16 protein-coding genes are annotated in these 16,946 nt (G+C 71.5%); 8 read left to right on the top strand and 8 right to left on the bottom strand.

What is annotated here, in order from left to right:
• Positions 1-102 precede the first annotated feature (102 nt).
• The 4 genes from rplI to rpsF all read right to left on the bottom strand — a co-directional run bounded on the left by rplI (position 103) and on the right by rpsF (position 1,763).
• Positions 103-549: a 50S ribosomal protein L9 gene (rplI, locus tag ABUL08_RS23900; RefSeq protein ID WP_350932207.1), complete on the bottom strand. Its 447-nt coding sequence runs from the start codon at positions 547-549 to the stop codon at positions 103-105.
• A 14-nt stretch (positions 550-563) separates the two neighbouring features.
• Positions 564-803, bottom strand: coding sequence for a 30S ribosomal protein S18 (rpsR, locus tag ABUL08_RS23895; RefSeq protein ID WP_007073789.1), 240 nt, complete (start codon positions 801-803; stop codon positions 564-566).
• 41 nt (positions 804-844) lie between these two features.
• Positions 845-1,387 carry a single-stranded DNA-binding protein gene (locus tag ABUL08_RS23890; protein WP_350932206.1) on the bottom strand — a complete coding sequence of 181 codons (543 nt, stop codon included), beginning with the start codon at positions 1,385-1,387 and terminating at the stop codon, positions 845-847.
• An 85-nt stretch (positions 1,388-1,472) separates the two neighbouring features.
• The gene (rpsF, locus tag ABUL08_RS23885) at positions 1,473-1,763 is read right to left on the bottom strand and encodes a 30S ribosomal protein S6 (RefSeq protein WP_007073791.1); all 291 of its coding nucleotides are present in this window, start codon (positions 1,761-1,763) and stop codon (positions 1,473-1,475) included.
• Between the two features lie 678 nt (positions 1,764-2,441).
• Between rpsF and ABUL08_RS23880 the strand changes: the two genes are divergently transcribed.
• Together ABUL08_RS23880 and ABUL08_RS23875 are read left to right on the top strand one after the other, a co-directional pair.
• A complete protein-coding gene (locus ABUL08_RS23880) occupies positions 2,442-3,233 on the top strand; it encodes a deoxyribonuclease IV (RefSeq protein WP_350932204.1) in 792 nt (263 codons plus the stop codon).
• On the top strand, positions 3,230-5,485 hold the full coding sequence (locus tag ABUL08_RS23875; protein WP_350932203.1) for a hypothetical protein: 2,256 nt from the start codon (positions 3,230-3,232) through the stop codon (positions 5,483-5,485). The genes ABUL08_RS23880 and ABUL08_RS23875 overlap by 4 nt, the downstream gene beginning before the upstream one ends.
• A gap of 33 nt (positions 5,486-5,518) precedes the next feature.
• On the opposite strand, the gene ABUL08_RS23870 is transcribed toward ABUL08_RS23875, so the two are convergent.
• The 3 genes from ABUL08_RS23870 to ABUL08_RS23860 all read right to left on the bottom strand — a co-directional run bounded on the left by ABUL08_RS23870 (position 5,519) and on the right by ABUL08_RS23860 (position 10,603).
• On the bottom strand, positions 5,519-7,036 hold the full coding sequence (locus ABUL08_RS23870; protein WP_350932202.1) for a glycosyltransferase family 87 protein: 1,518 nt from the start codon (positions 7,034-7,036) through the stop codon (positions 5,519-5,521).
• Between the two features lie 127 nt (positions 7,037-7,163).
• On the bottom strand, positions 7,164-9,941 hold the full coding sequence (locus ABUL08_RS23865; RefSeq protein ID WP_350932201.1) for a transglycosylase domain-containing protein: 2,778 nt from the start codon (positions 9,939-9,941) through the stop codon (positions 7,164-7,166).
• Positions 9,942-10,138: 197 nt separating this feature from the next.
• Positions 10,139-10,603 carry a DUF5318 domain-containing protein gene (locus ABUL08_RS23860; protein ID WP_350932200.1) on the bottom strand — a complete coding sequence of 155 codons (465 nt, stop codon included), beginning with the start codon at positions 10,601-10,603 and terminating at the stop codon, positions 10,139-10,141.
• Positions 10,604-10,798: 195 nt separating this feature from the next.
• On the opposite strand from ABUL08_RS23860, the gene ABUL08_RS23855 reads away from it, so the two are divergent.
• Together ABUL08_RS23855 and ABUL08_RS23850 are read left to right on the top strand one after the other, a co-directional pair.
• Positions 10,799-11,437 (top strand): PadR family transcriptional regulator, encoded by a 639-nt coding sequence (locus ABUL08_RS23855; protein ID WP_350932198.1) that lies wholly within the window; start codon positions 10,799-10,801, stop codon positions 11,435-11,437.
• 23 nt (positions 11,438-11,460) lie between these two features.
• Positions 11,461-12,540, top strand: a complete 1,080-nt coding sequence (locus ABUL08_RS23850; protein ID WP_350932197.1) for an inositol-3-phosphate synthase — start codon at positions 11,461-11,463, stop codon at positions 12,538-12,540.
• A 96-nt stretch (positions 12,541-12,636) separates the two neighbouring features.
• On the opposite strand, the gene ABUL08_RS23845 is transcribed toward ABUL08_RS23850, so the two are convergent.
• Positions 12,637-13,125: a methylated-DNA--[protein]-cysteine S-methyltransferase gene (locus tag ABUL08_RS23845; RefSeq protein WP_350932196.1), complete on the bottom strand. Its 489-nt coding sequence runs from the start codon at positions 13,123-13,125 to the stop codon at positions 12,637-12,639.
• 97 nt (positions 13,126-13,222) lie between these two features.
• Here ABUL08_RS23845 and ABUL08_RS23840 point away from each other — a divergent pair, with 97 nt between their 5' ends.
• From ABUL08_RS23840 to ABUL08_RS23825, 4 genes are read left to right on the top strand one after another with little or no spacing between them, the layout of a single operon-like run.
• Complete coding sequence (locus ABUL08_RS23840; RefSeq protein WP_350932195.1) at positions 13,223-13,744, top strand: SigE family RNA polymerase sigma factor; 522 nt, start codon at positions 13,223-13,225, stop codon at positions 13,742-13,744.
• Positions 13,741-14,835 carry a TolB-like translocation protein gene (locus ABUL08_RS23835; RefSeq protein WP_350932193.1) on the top strand — a complete coding sequence of 365 codons (1,095 nt, stop codon included), beginning with the start codon at positions 13,741-13,743 and terminating at the stop codon, positions 14,833-14,835. The genes ABUL08_RS23840 and ABUL08_RS23835 overlap by 4 nt, the downstream gene beginning before the upstream one ends.
• A 40-nt stretch (positions 14,836-14,875) precedes the next feature.
• On the top strand, positions 14,876-15,397 hold the full coding sequence (locus ABUL08_RS23830) for a hypothetical protein (protein ID WP_350938808.1): 522 nt from the start codon (positions 14,876-14,878) through the stop codon (positions 15,395-15,397).
• A 23-nt stretch (positions 15,398-15,420) separates the two neighbouring features.
• The gene (locus ABUL08_RS23825) at positions 15,421-16,926 is read left to right on the top strand and encodes a flotillin family protein (RefSeq protein ID WP_350932192.1); all 1,506 of its coding nucleotides are present in this window, start codon (positions 15,421-15,423) and stop codon (positions 16,924-16,926) included.
• Positions 16,927-16,946: the final 20 nt, after the last annotated feature.

The following is a 16,946-nucleotide window of genomic DNA, read 5'->3' as shown; positions in this document are numbered from 1 at the left end:
GGTCCTTTCCCGAACGCCGGCCCCACCAGCGCCGGCCCTTTCACGAGCGACAGGGCCCGCACCGGGGTTCCGGTGCGGGCCCTGTCGTGGGTGTCGCGGGTGTCAGCCCTGAACGACGTTCAGGTCGAACTTGGCGCTCACCTCGGGGTGCAGCTTGACGCTGACCGGGTAGGCGCCGAGCGACTTGATGTGCCCGGGCATCTCGAGCCGACGACGGTCGAGGGTCGGACCACCGGCCGCCTTGACGGCATCGACGATCTCGGCCGGGGTGACCGAACCGAAGAGCCGACCGCCGTCACCGGCGCGGGCCTTCAGGTTGACCTTCAGGCCCTCGAGCTGGGCCTTGACCTCGTTGGCGTGGCCGAGGTCGCGGATCTCACGGGCCCCGCGGGCCCGCTTGATGACCGTGACCTGCTTCTCCGCACCCTTGGTCCAGCTGATCGCGAAGCCCTGCGGCAGCAGGTAGTTACGGCCGTAGCCGTTCTTGACCTCGACGATGTCGCCGGGGGCACCGAGACCGGAAACTTCCTGGGTCAGGATGATCTTCATGTCGGTGCCTCCTCTCAGCGGGCCGTGGCGGTGTACGGCAGGAGCGCCATCTCACGGGCGTTCTTGACCGCACGGGCGATCTGCCGCTGCTGCTGCGAGGTCACGCCGGTCACCCGTCGAGCGCGGATCTTGCCGCGGTCGGAGATGAACTTGCGCAGCAGCGCGGTGTCCTTGTAGTCGATGTAGGTGATCCCGTCCTTGTCGAGCGGGTTCACCTTCTTCTTCGGCTTGCGAAGTGCCGCAGCCTTGGCCATTGCACGTGCTCCTGGTTTGCGATCGCGGGCGCTTTGCGCCATTAGAACGGAGGCTCCTCGTCGAAGTTTCCGCCGCCCGAACCACCGCGCGAGGGAGCTGGCGCAGCCGAGGCCCAGGGGTCGTCGAAGTTGCCTCCGCCGCCACCCTGGCCACCACCGCCACCGCCACCGCCGCCGAAGCCGCCACCGCCGCCGCCGGAGCGGGACATCTTCTGCACCTTCGCCGTGGCGTAGCGCAGCGATGGGCCGATCTCGTCGACCTCGAGCTCGATGACGGTGCGCTTCTCGCCCTCGCGGGTCTCGTACGACCGCTGACGCAGCCGGCCCGAGACGATCACGCGGGCGCCCCGCTGGAGCGACTCGGCGACGTGCTCCGCCGCCTGCCGCCACACGGTGCAGGCCAGGAAGAGCGGCTCGCCGTCCTTCCATTCGTTGGTGGTCTTGTCCATGAACCGGGGCGTCGAAGCGACCCGGAACTTGGCGACCGCCGCACCCGACGGGGTGAACCGCAACTCGGGGTCATCGGTCAGATTGCCGATGACCGTGATGGTGGTGTCTCCTGCCATGACCATCTCCTCGCGCACTCAATCAGGTCTGTCGTACAGGCTCTCAGAGCCCTCCGACAGAGCCGATGAGGCTGGTCCGGACGAACCGGAAAGGGGTGAATGCTTAGCGCATCTCCGGCCGGATGACCTTGGTGCGCAGCACGGACTCGTTCAGCCGCAGCTGACGGTCGAGCTCGGCGACCGCCGCAGGCGTGGCCTGCAGGTCGACGACGGCGTAGATGCCCTCGGCCTTTTTGTTGATCTCGTACGCGAGGCGCCGGCGGCCCCACACGTCGGTCTTCTCCACCGAGCCACCCGCGGTCCGGATCACGTTCAGGTACGTGTCGAGCGACGGTGCGACGGTGCGTTCCTCGAGGCTGGGATCGAGGATCACCATGATTTCGTAATGACGCAAGACGTGCTCACCTCCTGTGGGCTATGCGGCCACGGTCCTTCCGTGGCAGGAGGTCTGCGTCGTGGCCCGCTCTGACACCGGGGGAACCCGGCCGGGTGCGGACAACCTGACCAGAATACCCGGTCCTGACGATCATGCCCGGGCCGGTCGGAACGGGCACCGGGCCGGCGCGGCGACAGGGGTCCACCGCCGGTGTCGAGCACCGGAGGTGGACCCCTGTCCACGAGGCCGCGGGGCGTCCCGTCCGCATTCCTTGGGTGGGACCTGGGGAGGAACGACCACACCGATGAGGTTGGATCGAGGACACCCCGCGGAGCTTTATCAGGTTGTTACCTGATGTGACCATACAACGACTCTCGTCACGTCTTGCGGCGATTGGCGAAACTCGTCCCGATAATTTGTCGGGTGCCGTCCTGGCCGGACCGGATCCCGCCCCGTCGTGCCGGGCCGCACGGCGGGGCGACCCCGTTTCCGGGGGTCGACCCTCCGACCCGGACGCGTTGTGGACCGCGCCCGTCCGGAGCGTCGACCATCGATCCCACCTCGCACAACGACCGCCCGCCCGGCGGGTGACGCGGGCCACGGACGCGCCGACGGCGGTCGATCCCCCGAACCGGTCACCGCAACTCCCCGCCGCCGTCACCCCGGACGTCGCAGGGGCGACGTAGGCTCCCCTGCATGCGAATCGGAGCCCACGTCGATCCGACCGACCCGCTCGCCGAGGCGACCGCCCGCGACGCCGAGGCGGTGCAGTTCTTCCTCTCCGACCCGCAGGGCTGGAAGGCCCCGAAGCCCCGGGAGGACGCCGAACGGCTGCGCGACGCGGACGTCGACCTCTACGTCCACGCGCCCTACGTGATCAACGTGGCCACCCTCAACAACCGGATCCGGATCCCGAGCCGCAAGCTGCTGCTCGGCCACGCGGCCGCCGCCGCGGCCATCGGCGCCAAGGGGCTGATCGTGCACGGCGGCCACGTCAACGCCGGTGACGACCTGGCCGTCGGCTTCGACAACTGGCGCAAGACCTTCGCGTACGCGGCGGACTCCGGCGGCTTCCCACTGCCGGTGCTCATCGAGAACACCGCCGGCGGGGACAACGCCTGCGCCCGGCACCTCGACGCGCTGGCCCGGCTCTGGGACGTCCTCGGTGACCATGAGGTCGGCTTCTGCCTCGACACCTGCCACGCGCATGCCGGGGGTGAGGAGCTGCTCGGGCTGGTCGACCGGGTCAAGGCGATCACCGGTCGGATCGACCTGGTGCACGCCAACAACTCCAAGGGCGCCTTCAACTCCGGTCAGGACCGGCACGACAACCTCGGCGGCGGCACCATCGAGCCGGAACTGGTGGTGGCGGTGATCCGGGCAGCCGGCGCGCCGGTCATCGTGGAGACCCCCGGCGGGGTCGACGGCCAGTCGGCCGACATCGCCTTCCTGCGCGATCAGCTCGGCGCGGAGAGCCGGGCGGCATGACCACCGGGCAGTCCGACGCGACGAGCGGTCGCGCCGAGCCGGCCGACGCGGACGCACCGGCTCCCGCGGGCGCGGTCGGTTCCGGCGCGCGGCAGAGCGGGACGACGGGGGGCGGAGCCCCGACCGGGACCGACGGTGGCACCGGGACGGACGAGGCAGCCCCGACGGGCGCCCCGGGCCGGCAGCCCGACGACGCGACCCCGACCGGCGCCCCGGGCCGACAGCCCGACGACGCGGCCCCGAAGTCGGACGCGATCGGCAGACCCGACGGAGGCGGCGAGCCCGACGCGGTCGGGAAGGCCGACCGAGACGGGAAGCCCGACGCGATGGAGAAGGCCGACGGCGGCGGAGAGCCCGACGGGGCCGGAAAAGCCGAGGGTGGTGGCGGGGCCGACGGCGCCGGGAAGGCCGGAGCCGGCAAGAAGGTCCAGGGCGCGGCCGGCGACGGCAAGGCCGGCCCCGACAGCGGCACAAAGACGAAGACCGACCCGTGGGAGTCCTTCGGGCCCGCCCCGGATCCGGTGCCCACCCGGCTCGGCCGGATCGGGCGGGCTACCGGCCGGTTCCTGGGGCACGAGTGGACGCTGGCCGCCGTCGCCTCGTTGGCCCTGGCCGTCCTGCTCACCTGGCCGACACTGCGCTACCCGCTCTACACCCTCCCGCAGGACTACTGGGACCCGAGCCTCCAGGCCTGGCAGATGGCCTGGTCGGGGCACGCGCTGCTGACCGATCCCGCGCGCCTGTGGGACTCCAACACGTTCTTCCCGGAGCAGTGGAGCTTCGCCTTCTCCGACACCCTGCTGGGCTACGCCCCGGCCGGGATGATCGGCAACGGCCCCGAGGCCGCTGTGCTCCGCTACAACATCATGTTCGTGCTGGCGCACGCCCTCGCCACGTTCGGGGCGTACGCGCTGGCGCGACAGTTGGGTGCGGGTCGGATCGGGGCAGCCGTCGCGGGGGCCAGCTACACCTACGCGCCGTGGCTGCTCGCCCAGGCCGGGCACCTGCACATCGTCTCCAACGGCGGCATCCCGCTCGCGCTGGCGATGCTGGCCCGTGGCCACGGCTGGTCGCTGCGCCACGGCTACCGGCCGCAGCGCCGGCATGCCGGCTGGGCGTACGCCGGGTGGGTGGTGGCGGCGTGGCAGCTCAGCCTCGGCTTCGGCATCGGGCTGCCGTTCGCGTACCTGCTGGCCGGGGTGGTGCTGGTCTCGGCCGTGAGCTGGTTCGGCCGGCGGCTGACCGGCGTCCGGCGTCCCTTCGGCGTACGCCTGCTGGTGGCCGACCTGGTCGGCGGTCTGCTCTTCGCCGTGGTGGGCGGCCTGCTCGCGGTGCCGTACTTCAAGGTCAGTGAGCTGCACCCGAACGCGGTACGGACGATCGGCGACATCGCCATCTACTCGCCGCCGGTGAGTGGCTTCTTCACCGCGCCCGCCGAGTCGCGGGTCTGGGGTGAGCTGCACGAGGGGGCCCGGGCCGCGCTGCCCTGGCATCCGGAGATGACCCTGCTGCCCGGCTTCGTGCTCTATGCGCTGGCCGCCGGTGGGCTCTTCTTCTCGGTCTGGCGGCTGCGGCACCGGCTGCTGCTGCTGGCCGGGGTGCTGGTGACGATGGCGCTGGCCATGGGCACCCGCTTCCTCCACGGCACCTACACCTACGTCCCGCTCTTCGAGCACCTGCCCGGCTGGAACGGGCTGCGTACGCCGGGCCGGATGATGCTCTGGACCACGCTGCTGCTCGGCCTGCTTGCGGCGGGCGCGGTCACCGCGTTCTGCGCCCGGGTACGCGAACTGGCCGCCGAGCGGGTCCCGCCGTGGCCGGGCCCGTGGCTGCGGCTGGCCACCCTGCTGCCGTTACTGCTGGTCATCGGGGAAGGGCTCAACGTCACGCCGCACCCGGTCGTGCCCCAGCAGCCGGTGGCGATGCGCGACGTGAACGGCCCGATGCTGGTGCTGCCGAGCAGCCAGAACCTGGACCAGCCGGTGATGCTCTGGTCGACCACGCGGTTCCAGGACGTGGTCAACGGCGGCAGCGGCTTCACCCCGGACTCCCTCGCCAAGGTCCGTGAGCTCACCCTCGGCTTCCCGGACCGGCCCAGCGTCGACTACCTGCGTGGCCTCGGCGTCCGCAACGTGGTGATCCTGCGCGGCCAGCTCGCCGGCACGCCCTGGGAGCGCATCGTGGACAACCCGGTCGACGGGCTCGGCATCACCCGCGAGGAAGTCGGCGACGCCGTCGTCTACCGGCTCTGACCCGCCTCGCGACCGACCTCCCCCGCGGCCCGGTCAGGCCGGGGCGGGTTCGGCCGGGAGGTGGCTGGCCTCCCGGTCGCGCCGGCGGGCGAGCCAGGGCGCGTCCGGGGCGCCGTCCAGGACTCCGCCGTCCGGGTCGTCGGCGTAGGTGGCGCGTACCGCGTCCCGCTCGGGGTGCAGGATGTCCCGGATCACCAGGCCGCAGAGCACCGCGACGGTGACCAGCCGGAGGCTGGCGGCCAGCACGAAGACGCCCTCGGGGAAGACGGGACGGCTGGTCGCCGCGCCGAGCAGTTCGCCGTAGAAGGCGGCGAAGTAGCAGACCTCGGCGAGCTGCCAGGCCAGGAAGGCACCCCAGCGCGGCCGGGCCAGCACCGCGAGCGGCAGCAGCCAGAGCACGAACTGCTGCGACCACACCTTGCTGAAGATGAGGAACGCGGCGACGACCAGGAAGGCGAGCTGGCCGAGCCGGGGGCGGCGCGGCGCCAGCAGCGCCAGCGCGGCCACGCCGAGGCAGGCCAGCCCGAAGAGGGCGTACGACACCCAGTTGAGGGTGGGGATGTGCGCGTTCAGCCAGTCGAAGGGTCCCGCCTGCGGGCTGACCTTCCCGTCGAGATAGCGGCCGATGTACCAGAGGGTGCCCCAGTCGATGGGCCGGGTGGTGTTCAGCTCGAAGAAGCGGTTCCAGTTGTCCCAGTAGGGAATGGCCATCGGCAGGTTGACCGCCAGCACCGCCACGGCAGCCGCGGCCACGGAGAGCAGGGCCGTCAGGGCGCGGCCGGCGCGGAACGCGAGCACCAGGATCGGTCCGAGGAGGAACAGCGGCCACATCTTCGCGGCGCCACCGAGCCCGATCAGTGCCCCGGCCAGGACAGCCATCAGGACACCTTGTTGGCCGGGTCTGGTCCGCGACCAGGCGTACAGGCCGAAGGCGGCGAGACCGACGGCGAGCAGGTCCCAGTTGACGGTGGCGGTGAGCGCCAGTGCGGGGGCGAGGGCGAAGAGCGCCGCGTCCCACGGTCGTCGGCGGCGCAGCGCGAGGATCACCCCGACCGTGGCGACGGCGAGCGCGCCGAGCACCAGCGCGTTGAGGTTGTAGAACCACTGGCCCTGGTTGATCCCGGGGTGGTCCGCGCCGAGGGCGTGTACCGGCAGCCCGAGCGCGCCCATGAAGTAGCCGGTCAGCACCGGGTACTCGACGGGGTGGTCGACGTAGGGCACCTTGCCCTCGTTGAGGCCCTCGGCGTAGTAGAGCGCGAGCACGTCGGTGTAGCAGAGCCGGGTGTACTGCACGTTGTTCTGCCAGGCGCCGTCCTGGCAGGGCGACTTCTGCACCCAGTGCAGGGCGAGCGTGAGGCAGACCAGCGCCAGCACGATCCGGGCGGCCGTCCAGAATCGGCCCTCCCGACCGGCGGGCCGGTCCAGGGCGACCGCGTGGTCGCCGAGCGGGCCACCGATCACCTCGGAGACGCCCCGGACGAAGCCGTCCGAGCGGGACGGGTGGTCGACCGTCCCGGTGTCCTCGATGCCTGCCGTCGACTGGGTGCTCATGAAGAGGCATCCTGCCGTACGGCGGGGGTCGCCGTCCCGCCCCGACGGCAAAGATTCCGGTACGCGGAAACGCCGACGGCGGCCGGACGTGGTGTCCGGCCGCCGTCGGCGGTGCGTGTCTGACGGGTCAGTACGTCTGACGGGTTGGTGGTGTGCTCGGGAGGATCCCGCCTCCGCCACCGCCGGGTCGACCGCCGCCGCCGTTCGGGCCGCCCGGCCCGGGGTTGCCGCCGCCGTTGTTCGGCGGGCAGAAGATGCCGAGCGGGTCGGTGCAGTTCTGCGGCTGCTGCGGCTGCTGGTTCGGGTCCGGCGCCGGGGGCGGCGGGGGAGTGCCGTTGCCGACGTCGTCCTTGCCGACGTGCGCGGCGGGCGGGAAGTCCAGCTTCTCCTTGCCCTTGAGCGCGTCGTTCATGAAGCGCTGGAAGATGGCACCCGGCATCCGCGCGCCGCTGATCATCCGCTTGTTCTTGTCCTTGATCGCCTTGCGGGCGCCCACGTTGCCGACCCAGACGGCGGTGGCGAGCTGCGGCGTGTAGCCGATCATCCAGGCGTCGCCGTTGTCGTCGCTGCCGTCGCCGAGTTCCCATGTGCCGGTCTTCTCGGCCGCCGGCCGGCCGCCGGCCAACTCGCGGTTGATGCCCTTCGGGTACTGCTCCAGCACCGAGGTGACGTCGGCGACGATGTCCTTGTCGATGCGCCGCTGCGGCTTCACCCGCTCGGTGCCGACCGTGTCCCACTTGCCGGTCGTGGTGTTCTGCTTCTGCACCAGCTTCACGAAGTGCGCCTTGTTGTAGAGGCCCTCGTTGGCGAAGGTGGCGACGCCGTTGGCGTGGTCCAGCACGGTGATCGGGTACTGGCCGTAGCCGACCACGTTGAAGAAGGGACTCGGCGCCAGCTTCTTCGGGTCCGCGTTGGTGAGGTCGTAGGCCCTGGCGGGGTTGGTGTCGGTCCGCCACATCGTGGTGACGCCGGCCTGCTTGGCCATGTCGATCACCTTGTCCGGGCCGATCTGCTCGGTGACGTAGTAGAACGGCACGTTGTACGACCGCAGGGTGGAGAACTCGAGGGTGCAGGAGTCGCCGCAGGAGACCTTGTCGGAACCGGCGTTGCTGACCTTGAACTTCGTCCCCTCCGGGGTGAACGCCGAGGCCTTCCAGAGCGACTTGACGGAGATCCCCGCCTTGAGCGCCGCGGCCAGGGTATAGATCTTGAAGCTCGAGCCCGGCGAGTGGCCGCCGCTGACCTGGCCGTTCTCGTAGTTCTTGCCGGCGTAGTCGGTGCCGGTGCCGTTGTCACCACCGTAGTAGGCGCGCACCCCGCCGGTGCCGGGGTCGATCGCCACCACGGCGGCCATCAGGTTCGCCGGCTGACCGTCGAGTTCCGAGCCCTTCTTGGCCCGCTGGGCCGCCTCGAGCGCCGCCTCCTGGACGTCCGGGTCGATCGTGGTGGTGATCCGGTAGCCGCCCTTCTGCAGGGCCTGCGAGCAGAGCGGCTTCGTCGGCGTGACCTGGGCGTCTTCGTCGGTGCAGAGCTTCATGTCCCGCATCTCCTGCGAGACATAGTTGATCACGTTGCCGTACGGCGTGTTGACGCCGAAGTCGGCGGCGTTGCCCTTCAGGTTGGGCTTCTTGATGTTCTTCGGGTATTCGGTGGGGTGTGCCGGCTTGCCGGCGGCGTCCAGCCAGCCCTTGGTGATCATGCCGCTGATCACGTAGTTCCACCGGTCCAGCGCGGCTTCCGGATTGATCGCCGGGTCGTAGCCCTTGTGGGTCGCGCTCGGCTCGGGCTGCTTGATCAATGCCGCCAGCACCGCCGCCTCGGCCACCGTCAGCTTCGACACCGAGTGGCCGAAGTAGGTCTGTGCCGCCGCCTCGATGCCGTACGCGCCCCGCCCGAAGTAGATGACGTTCAGGTAGTGCTGCATGATCTCGGGCTTGCTGTACTTGTCGTTGAGCTTGGAGGCGAGGATCGCCTCCTTCACCTTCCGGCCGTACGTGTCCTGCTTGAGGTTGTCGTAGGCGTTGCGGGCGTACTGCTGGGTGATGGTCGAGGCACCCTGCTTGTCGCCGCCGGTGAGGTTGTTCCAGGCGGCCCGGGCGATGCCCTTGTAGTCCACGCCGGAGTGCTCGTAGAAGTTCCGGTCCTCGGCGGCGGCGACCGCGTCCTGGACCCACTGCGGAATCTGCTGGATGGTGACGAAGGTGCGGTTCTCCGCGCCGACCTTGGCGATCGGCGTCTTGTTGTCCTTGGCGTAGATCGTGGTGGCCAGCGGCGGGGTGACGTCCTCGGGGAGGATCACCTTCGTCGAGTAGTAGGTGAAGCCGACGACGCCGATGCCGGCGAGCATGATGAAGACGGCGAAGCCGGCGATCAGCATGTTGATCCGGCGGCGCTTCTTGGCCCGGGCCACCGCGTTCGGGTCACGACCGCCCCGTCCCGGGCCGCTCGGCCCACCGGGACCACCCGGTCCGCCGGGGCCACCCGGCCCGCCGCCGACCATGCCGGGGACACCCGCCCGGGCCACCGCGGCCCGACCACCGACGGAGGCCGAGCCGACGCTCGCCCGTCCGGCCGTACCCACGCTGGCCGCGCCGACCGAGGCCCGCGCGGACGCGGCACCCGGTGCCGGGGAGACCGGGACGGAGGCCCGCCCCGCGCCCGCCCGCCCGGAGACACCGCCGGGCGCCGGGGAGACCGGGACCGAGGCCCGTCCCGCACCGGCCCGACCCACCGGGGCCGCGCCGGAGGCGCCACCACTGCGGGGTACGGGGGCCGCGCCGCCGACCGACGCGCGGCCGGCGGATGCCGAACCCGGGGGCGTCACGGAGGCCCGGGCCGAGGCCCCGCCCTCCTGCCCCGGGATCTGCGCCCGCCCACGCGAAGAACTGGGTTCGCCGTAGTTCATTCCTCACACCCTGCCGGTCGCGGTGGGGCGCGGACGCGCCACCACCGGGTTGCCGTGAGCCGGAACACGCGACGCTACACCCCGGGCCAGCCGGTGCGCAGGCGTCAATTCCTGATCATTCGGACCAATCAGACGTACGAGCTGTCGAGTGTCCCGTCCCTCGTCCACCGGACCAGGATCGGCCGACACCGCTCGAATCACCGTTGCGCCTCTCGCCTTCGACGAGGGGTCGACCCGGACGTGGTGGACGAGCCACCCATCGCGTCCTGAGCCGACCCGTCCTCCGTGCCACCGGTCAGCCCGTCCCGCCCGAGCAGGAACTGCTCGACGAGATGGTTCCAGTCACACCCGGGGCACACCTCCACCACGAAGACCTGGAACTCACGCAGCGTCATCGCCAGGACGGGCAACTCCGCCCGGGTCCGCGCCTGGCCGGCGGACTGCTTGAGTTCGTCCCCGTAAATGTAGTGGACGTGGATGAGGTTCTCGCTCCGGCAGATGGGGCAACGCTCATCGGTCGGCTCGCCGTGGAACCGGGCGGCGTTCTTCAGGTACGGCGACGCGTCGCAGACGTCGTACGTGCCGATCCGGCCGGCGAGGAGTTCACGCAGCACCGCTCGCTTCTGGAGCGAGTAGTCGACGACCTGGCGCTGCGTACGCATGCGGCAAAGGGTACGCGGTCCGGCGGGGCCAGGCGACCACCGTGACCATCCGTGACGACGGCACCCCGGAGCGAGGGTTTGCCCTGATCACGGCTCTCCGCTAAGTTGCGATGTATCGGTCCGATACATCGCGGCGGTTACCGGGCCGTGCCCCGGGGTAAACAGCTCCGCGTCGGGGTTGAAGAAGGGGTGGCCATGCTCGAGCTCGCCATCCTGGGCCTCCTTCAGGAGGCCCCGATGCACGGCTACGAGCTGCGCAAGGAGCTGGCCGCCAAGCTCGGTGCCATCCGGGCGGCGATCAGCTACGGCTCGCTCTACCCGACCCTGCGGCGGCTGCAGGCGGCGGGTTGGATCACCGAAGCCGCCGAGACACCCGCGACCGCCGAGGAGGTTCCCGCGCTGACCAGCCGACGCGGTCGGGTGGTCTACACCATTACCGCGGAGGGCAAGGAACGCTTCGCCCAGCTGATAGCGCAGGCTGGACCCGAGACGTACGACGACACGGGCTTCGGCGTGCACTTCGCGTTCTTCGCCCGGACCGACCAGGCCACCCGACTCCGGATCCTGGAAGGTCGTCGTCGCAAGATCGAGGAGCGTCGCGAAGGTCTTCGTGACGTGCTCGGCCGGGCAGCCGAGCGGCTCGACGCGTACACCCTGGAACTGCAGCGCCACGGCCTCGACGCCTGTGAGCGTGAGGTCCGCTGGCTGGAGGAGCTCATCGCCAATGAGCGCTCCGGCCGAGCCCCGACCGTCCCGCACAGCGGGGCAGCCGGCGGCCGACGAGAAGACAACAGCCCGCCCCCGCCTGGAGCGTCCAGGACAGAGCGGCCGTGATGAAGAAGAAGGAGGCAGACGCTATGGGCTCCGTCCGCGTCGCCATCGTCGGTGTGGGTAACTGCGCCTCGTCCCTCGTGCAGGGCGTGGAGTACTACCGGAACGCCGACCCGAACGACCGCGTCCCGGGTCTCATGCACGTCACCTTCGGCGACTACCACGTATCGGACGTGGAGTTTGTCGCGGCGTTCGACGTGGACGCCAAGAAGGTGGGCATGGACCTCGCGGAGGCGATCGTCGCCAGCGAGAACAACACCATCAAGCTCTGCGACGTGCCGCCGACCGGCGTCAGCGTCCAGCGCGGTCCGACCTTCGACGGTCTGGGCCAGTACTACCGCGAGATCGTCGAGGAGTCGGACGCCGAGCCGGTGGACGTCGCCAAGGCGCTGCGTGACGCGCAGGTCGACGTGGTCGTCTCCTACCTGCCGGTCGGCTCCGAGCAGGCCGACAAGTTCTATGCGCAGGCCGCGATCGACGCCGGTTGCGCGTTCGTGAACGCCCTGCCGGTCTTCATCGCCTCCGACCCCGAGTGGGCGAAGAAGTTCGAGGACGCGGGCCTGCCGATCGTCGGTGACGACATCAAGAGCCAGGTCGGCGCCACCATCGTGCACCGCGCGCTGGCGAAGCTCTTCGAGGACCGCGGTGTCGAGCTGCTGCGCACGTACCAGCTCAACTTCGGCGGCAACATGGACTTCATGAACATGCTGGAGCGCAACCGCCTGGTCTCGAAGAAGATCTCGAAGACCCAGTCGGTGACCTCGCAGATCCCGCACGAGATGAGCAAGAGCGACGTGCACATCGGCCCGTCGGACCACGTGCCGTGGCTCGACGACCGCAAGTGGGCGTACATCCGCCTGGAGGGCCGCTCCTTCGGTGACACCCCGCTGAACGCCGAGCTCAAGCTCGAGGTGTGGGACTCGCCGAACTCGGCCGGTGTCATCATCGACGCCGTCCGGGCCGCGAAGATCGCGCTGGACCGCAAGATCGGTGGCCCGATCCTCTCGGCCTCCTCGTACTTCATGAAGTCCCCGCCCACCCAGTACGCCGACCACGACGCGCACGCCGCCGTCGAGGCGTTCATCAAGGGCGAGGTCGAGCGCTGACGCGCTGAACCACGCAGCACCGAGGGCCGGGTCCGCACGGACCCGGCCCTCGCGCGTTCACTCCGACATCTCCAGGTACGGCGACGACGTGTGCGATCAACCCTCGGGCAGCCAGACGCGGCGCAGCGCCACCGACGCCTCCAGCTCCAGCAGGGTGACCTTGCGGGGCAGGCCGCCGCCGAAGCCGACCAGCTTGCCGCCCGCCCCGACGATCCGGTGACAGGGCACCAGCACCGGCACCGGGTTCCGGTTGCACGCCACCCCGACCGCCCGCGCCGCGCCCGGCTCGCCGACCGCCCGGGCCACCTCGCCGTAGGTGAGCTTCTCGCCGTACGGAATGCGGGTCATCTCGCGCCAGACGGCCCGTTCGAACGGTGACCCCCGAGGCGCCAGCACCGGCACCGTGAAGCCGGTCGCCGCACCGGCGAAGTACGCCCGCAGCTCCGCCACGGCCAGCCGGGCCACCTCGTCGACGGGCTCCTCGACCGCCGACTCCACCCGGCCGAAGTGCGCCCCGCACACCGCCCCGCCCTCGGTGGCCACGGAGAACTCACCGATCGGGGAATCGAGCACGGCCCAGCGCATGCCCGCCATTCTGCTCCTGCCCCACGACATCGACTCCACGCGCGGACCGAGGCAAAGTTTCCGGCGTGGCCCGCGTCCTGGTTAGCGGAGGTGGGCGGTGACTGAGGTGACCGACGGGGAGTTCACCGCGTTCGTCAACGAACGGGGCGACGCGCTGCTGCGGATCGCGTACGCGCTCGCCGGCAACCAGCACGCGGCCGAGGACCTGCTGCAGAACGCGCTGGCCAAGGCGTACGCCCGGTGGCCGCGGATCCGGGGCGACGCCGAGCCGTACGTGAAACGGATCCTCTACCACGACCAGGTCTCCGGCTGGCGGCGTCGGGCGCGGCGCCCGGAGGTGCCGGTCGCGGTGCTGCCGGAGCGGGCGGCGACCGGCGACAGCGGTCACGACGCCGACCTGCGGATGCTGCTGCGCGAGGCGCTGCTGGCCCTGCCGCCCCGGCAGCGCGCCGTGCTCACCCTGCGCTACCTGGAGGACCTCAGCGTCGAGCAGACCGCCGCGCTCCTCGGCTGCCGGGCCGGCACCGTGGCCAGCCAGGCGTCGAAGGCGCTGGCGAAGCTCCGCGTACTGGTGCCCGGACTGGACGACCTGACCGAGCGCTCGGAGGTGACGCGATGACCCGGTCGGCGGAGGACGCCCTGCGGGCGGCCGTACACGACCTCGCGGCCGGGGTCCGGCCCGCACCGGACCTGGCCGGTGCGGCGCTGCGTCGGGGCCGCCGGCTGCGCCGCCGTCGGCGGGCCACCGCCGCGGGGGCCGCACTGGCGGCGATCGTCGCGGTGCTCCTGCCGTTCGTGCTGCTCCGGCCGGACCCGGTCGCGCCGCCGGCCACGCCCCCCGCCACGGCCACCCCCGAGCCGACCGTGCTGCCCACGCCGGGGCCGGACTGGACCACGAAGCCGCTGCTGCTGCCCGGCGACCGGCTGGTGGTCGGCGCGGCGTACCCGGGTGGCGCGGGGCGGGCCTTCGTGCTGGACCGCGGCACCGGCGAATACCGCAGGACCAGCAGCTTCGACGGCGTCTATCCGGCGCCCACGGGGTCCTTCGTCGCGGTCCGGGACGAGAAACGACCCCGCCAGGTCGGCCTGGCGGACCTGCGCACCGGCAGGTTCCACTGGTACGAGGTGGGCCGCGCCCTCTCCGACCCCCAGTGGTCCCCGGACGGCCGACGGCTGCTCCTCACCACCCGCCGACTCGATCACGAGGGGTTCATCGTGCTGGAGACCGACGGCACGACGCACACGTACCCGGTGGACCGGAGGCGGTGGTTCTGCACCGACTACTGCAACTTCACCTGGACCCGGGACGGCCGGGAGGTCGCGCTGCCGCAGACCGGCGGGGGCGACCACAACGAGGCGGTCCGGGACGAGCGGCGGGGCGTACAGCTCTTCTCCGCCGATGACGGGCAGCCGACCCGGCTCGTCCCGGTTCCCGGCGACCCGGCGGGGCCGGACGCCTGGTCGCCGGACGGGAGGCTGGTGGTCGTCCAGGGGCAGCGGGAGCCGCTGCTGGTCGAGACCGCCACCGGCCGGGTGGTGAACCCGCTGCCGGCCGCCGACGTCGTCTGGGTCTCCGACGACCGACTGCTCTACCGCGAGCCGATCGGGGCCGGCGACTACGTGCTCGCCGACCCGGCCGGTCGGGAACTGGTCCGGCAACCGCTGCCGAGGGAACTCGTCGCACAGCACCTCACCCTCAGCCCTCGCTGACCCGTCGCTCAAGGTCGTCCGGTTGCGTCGGCGGACTACCGTGCAGGTCGTGGCCACGGGGACGCTCGTCTTTCTGATCATCGGCGGGGCCGGCGTCGGCGTGCTGGCGCTCGCCCTGCTCGGTGCCGGGCTGCTCCACATCGGCCACCCCGACGTCGACGGTCCGGTGTCGGTCGAGGCGGTCGCCGGCTTCGTCGGGGCGTTCGGTTTCGGGGCCGCGATCGTCAACGAGCTCCTCGGTGGACGTACCCCCGGGATGGTCGCCGCGGCGGCGGCCGGCGGCGTGCTCGCGGCCGTGCCCACCGCGTGGCTGGCGATCCGGCTGACCCGGGCGGCGCGCGACATGCGCACCGACCCCACCCCCACCCGCGACGACCTGGTCGGCGCGATCGGCCTGGTCGTCACCCCGGTCCCCGCCGGCGGCTACGGCGAGGTCCGGGTTCGCGTCGCCGGCCAGCCGGTCAAGCTCAACGCCCGCGCCGACCAGCCCATCCCGGTCGGTGCCCAGATCTTCGTGGTCCAGGCGCTGAGCGAGACCAGCGTGCACGTCGAAACCTACTGAACCCCCGACAGACGGGAACTCCCATGCCCCTGCTCGTCGCCATCGGCGGCGCGGTCCTCCTCGCCGTCGTCCTCATCCTCTTCGTGCTCTCCCGGATCAAGGTGGCCGGTCCGAACGAGGCGTTCATCGTCACCGGCCGCAAGGGTCGGACCACCCAGACCGCCGACGGCCTGCGCTCCACCGACATGTCCGGGCAGAAGGTCGTCCTCGGCGCGTCGGTCTTCGTGCTGCCGGTGGTGCAGAAGCTCCAGTCGCTCGACCTGTCCAGCCGCCGGATCGACGTCGGCATCAAGGGTGCGGTGAGCAAGCAGGGCATCCGTACGGAGCTGCACGGCGTGGCGATCGTGAAAATCGGCGGGACCGAGGACGCGATCCGCGCCGCCGCCCAGCGCTTCCTGCACCAGCAGGACGAGATCGACAACTTCACCCGGGAGGTGCTGGCCGGCGCGCTCCGCTCCATCGTCGGCCGGCTCACCGTCGAGGAGATCATCCGGGACCGGGCGGCGTTCGCCAGCGCGGTGGCGGAGGAGGCCGAGCACTCGATGACCAACCAGGGGCTGGTGCTGGACACCTTCCAACTCCAGGACATCCTGGCCGAGGGGTCGTACCTGCAGGACCTGGGGCGGCCGGAGGCCGCGCGGGTGCTCAAGGACGCGGCCATCGCCGAGGCCCGGGCCCGGCAGCAGGCCGAGCAGGAGCGGCTGCTCGCCGAGGAGGCGATCGCCGAGGCGAACCGGAACCTCTCCCTCAAGCAGGCCGGCATCCAGGCGGAGATCGACGCCGCCAAGGCGAAGTCGGCGGCGGCCGGTCCGCTCGCCCAGGCCGAGCGGGACCAGGCGATCCTCTCCGAGCAGCAGAAGGTGGCCGAGCGGAACGCGGAGCTGAAGCAGCGGCAGCTCGACACCGAGGTGCGCAAGCCCGCCGACGCGGCCCGCTACAAGGTCGAGCAGGAGGCCGAGGCGGCCCGCAACGCGGCGGTGCTGAACGCCGACGCGCGGCGGCAGGCGACCATCGCGGCCGCGCAGGCCGAGGCCGAGCAGGCCCGGCTCACCGGTGAGGGCGAGCGGGCCCGCCGGGCCGCGCTGGCCGAGGCGAACGCGGTCGAGGGTGCCAAGGAGGGTGAGGCCGAGCAGCGCCGGCGTACCGCGATCGCCGACGCGATCGAGCGCGAGGGCCAGGCGGAGGCCGCGGCGATCCTGGCCAAGGGTCAGGCCGAGGCGGAGGCGATGGCCCGCAAGGCCGAGGCGTTCGCCGCGTACGGCGAGGCCGCCGTGCTGGACCTGCTGGTCCGGGTGCTGCCGCAGGTGGTCGAGGCGGCCAGCGCCCCGATCGGCGCGATCGACAAGATGACCGTCATCTCCACCGACGGTGCCTCGTCGCTGACCAAGTCGGTCGCCGGAAACGTCGCCCAGGGCCTCCAGCTCGGCACCGACCTGACCGGCATCGACCTGGCCGGGCTGCTCGCCAAGCTGAGTGGCGCGCACACCAACGGCAGGGCCACGGTGGACGGCAGCAGCGTCGAGCACTGACCGACCCGCAGAAACGACGG

This window comes from Micromonospora sp. CCTCC AA 2012012 (genome assembly GCF_040499845.1).
Taxonomy (GTDB): domain Bacteria; phylum Actinomycetota; class Actinomycetes; order Mycobacteriales; family Micromonosporaceae; genus Micromonospora; species Micromonospora mangrovi.
The sequence above is the reverse complement of the archived record's forward strand: the minus strand, read 5'-3'. Positions and strand labels throughout refer to the sequence as shown.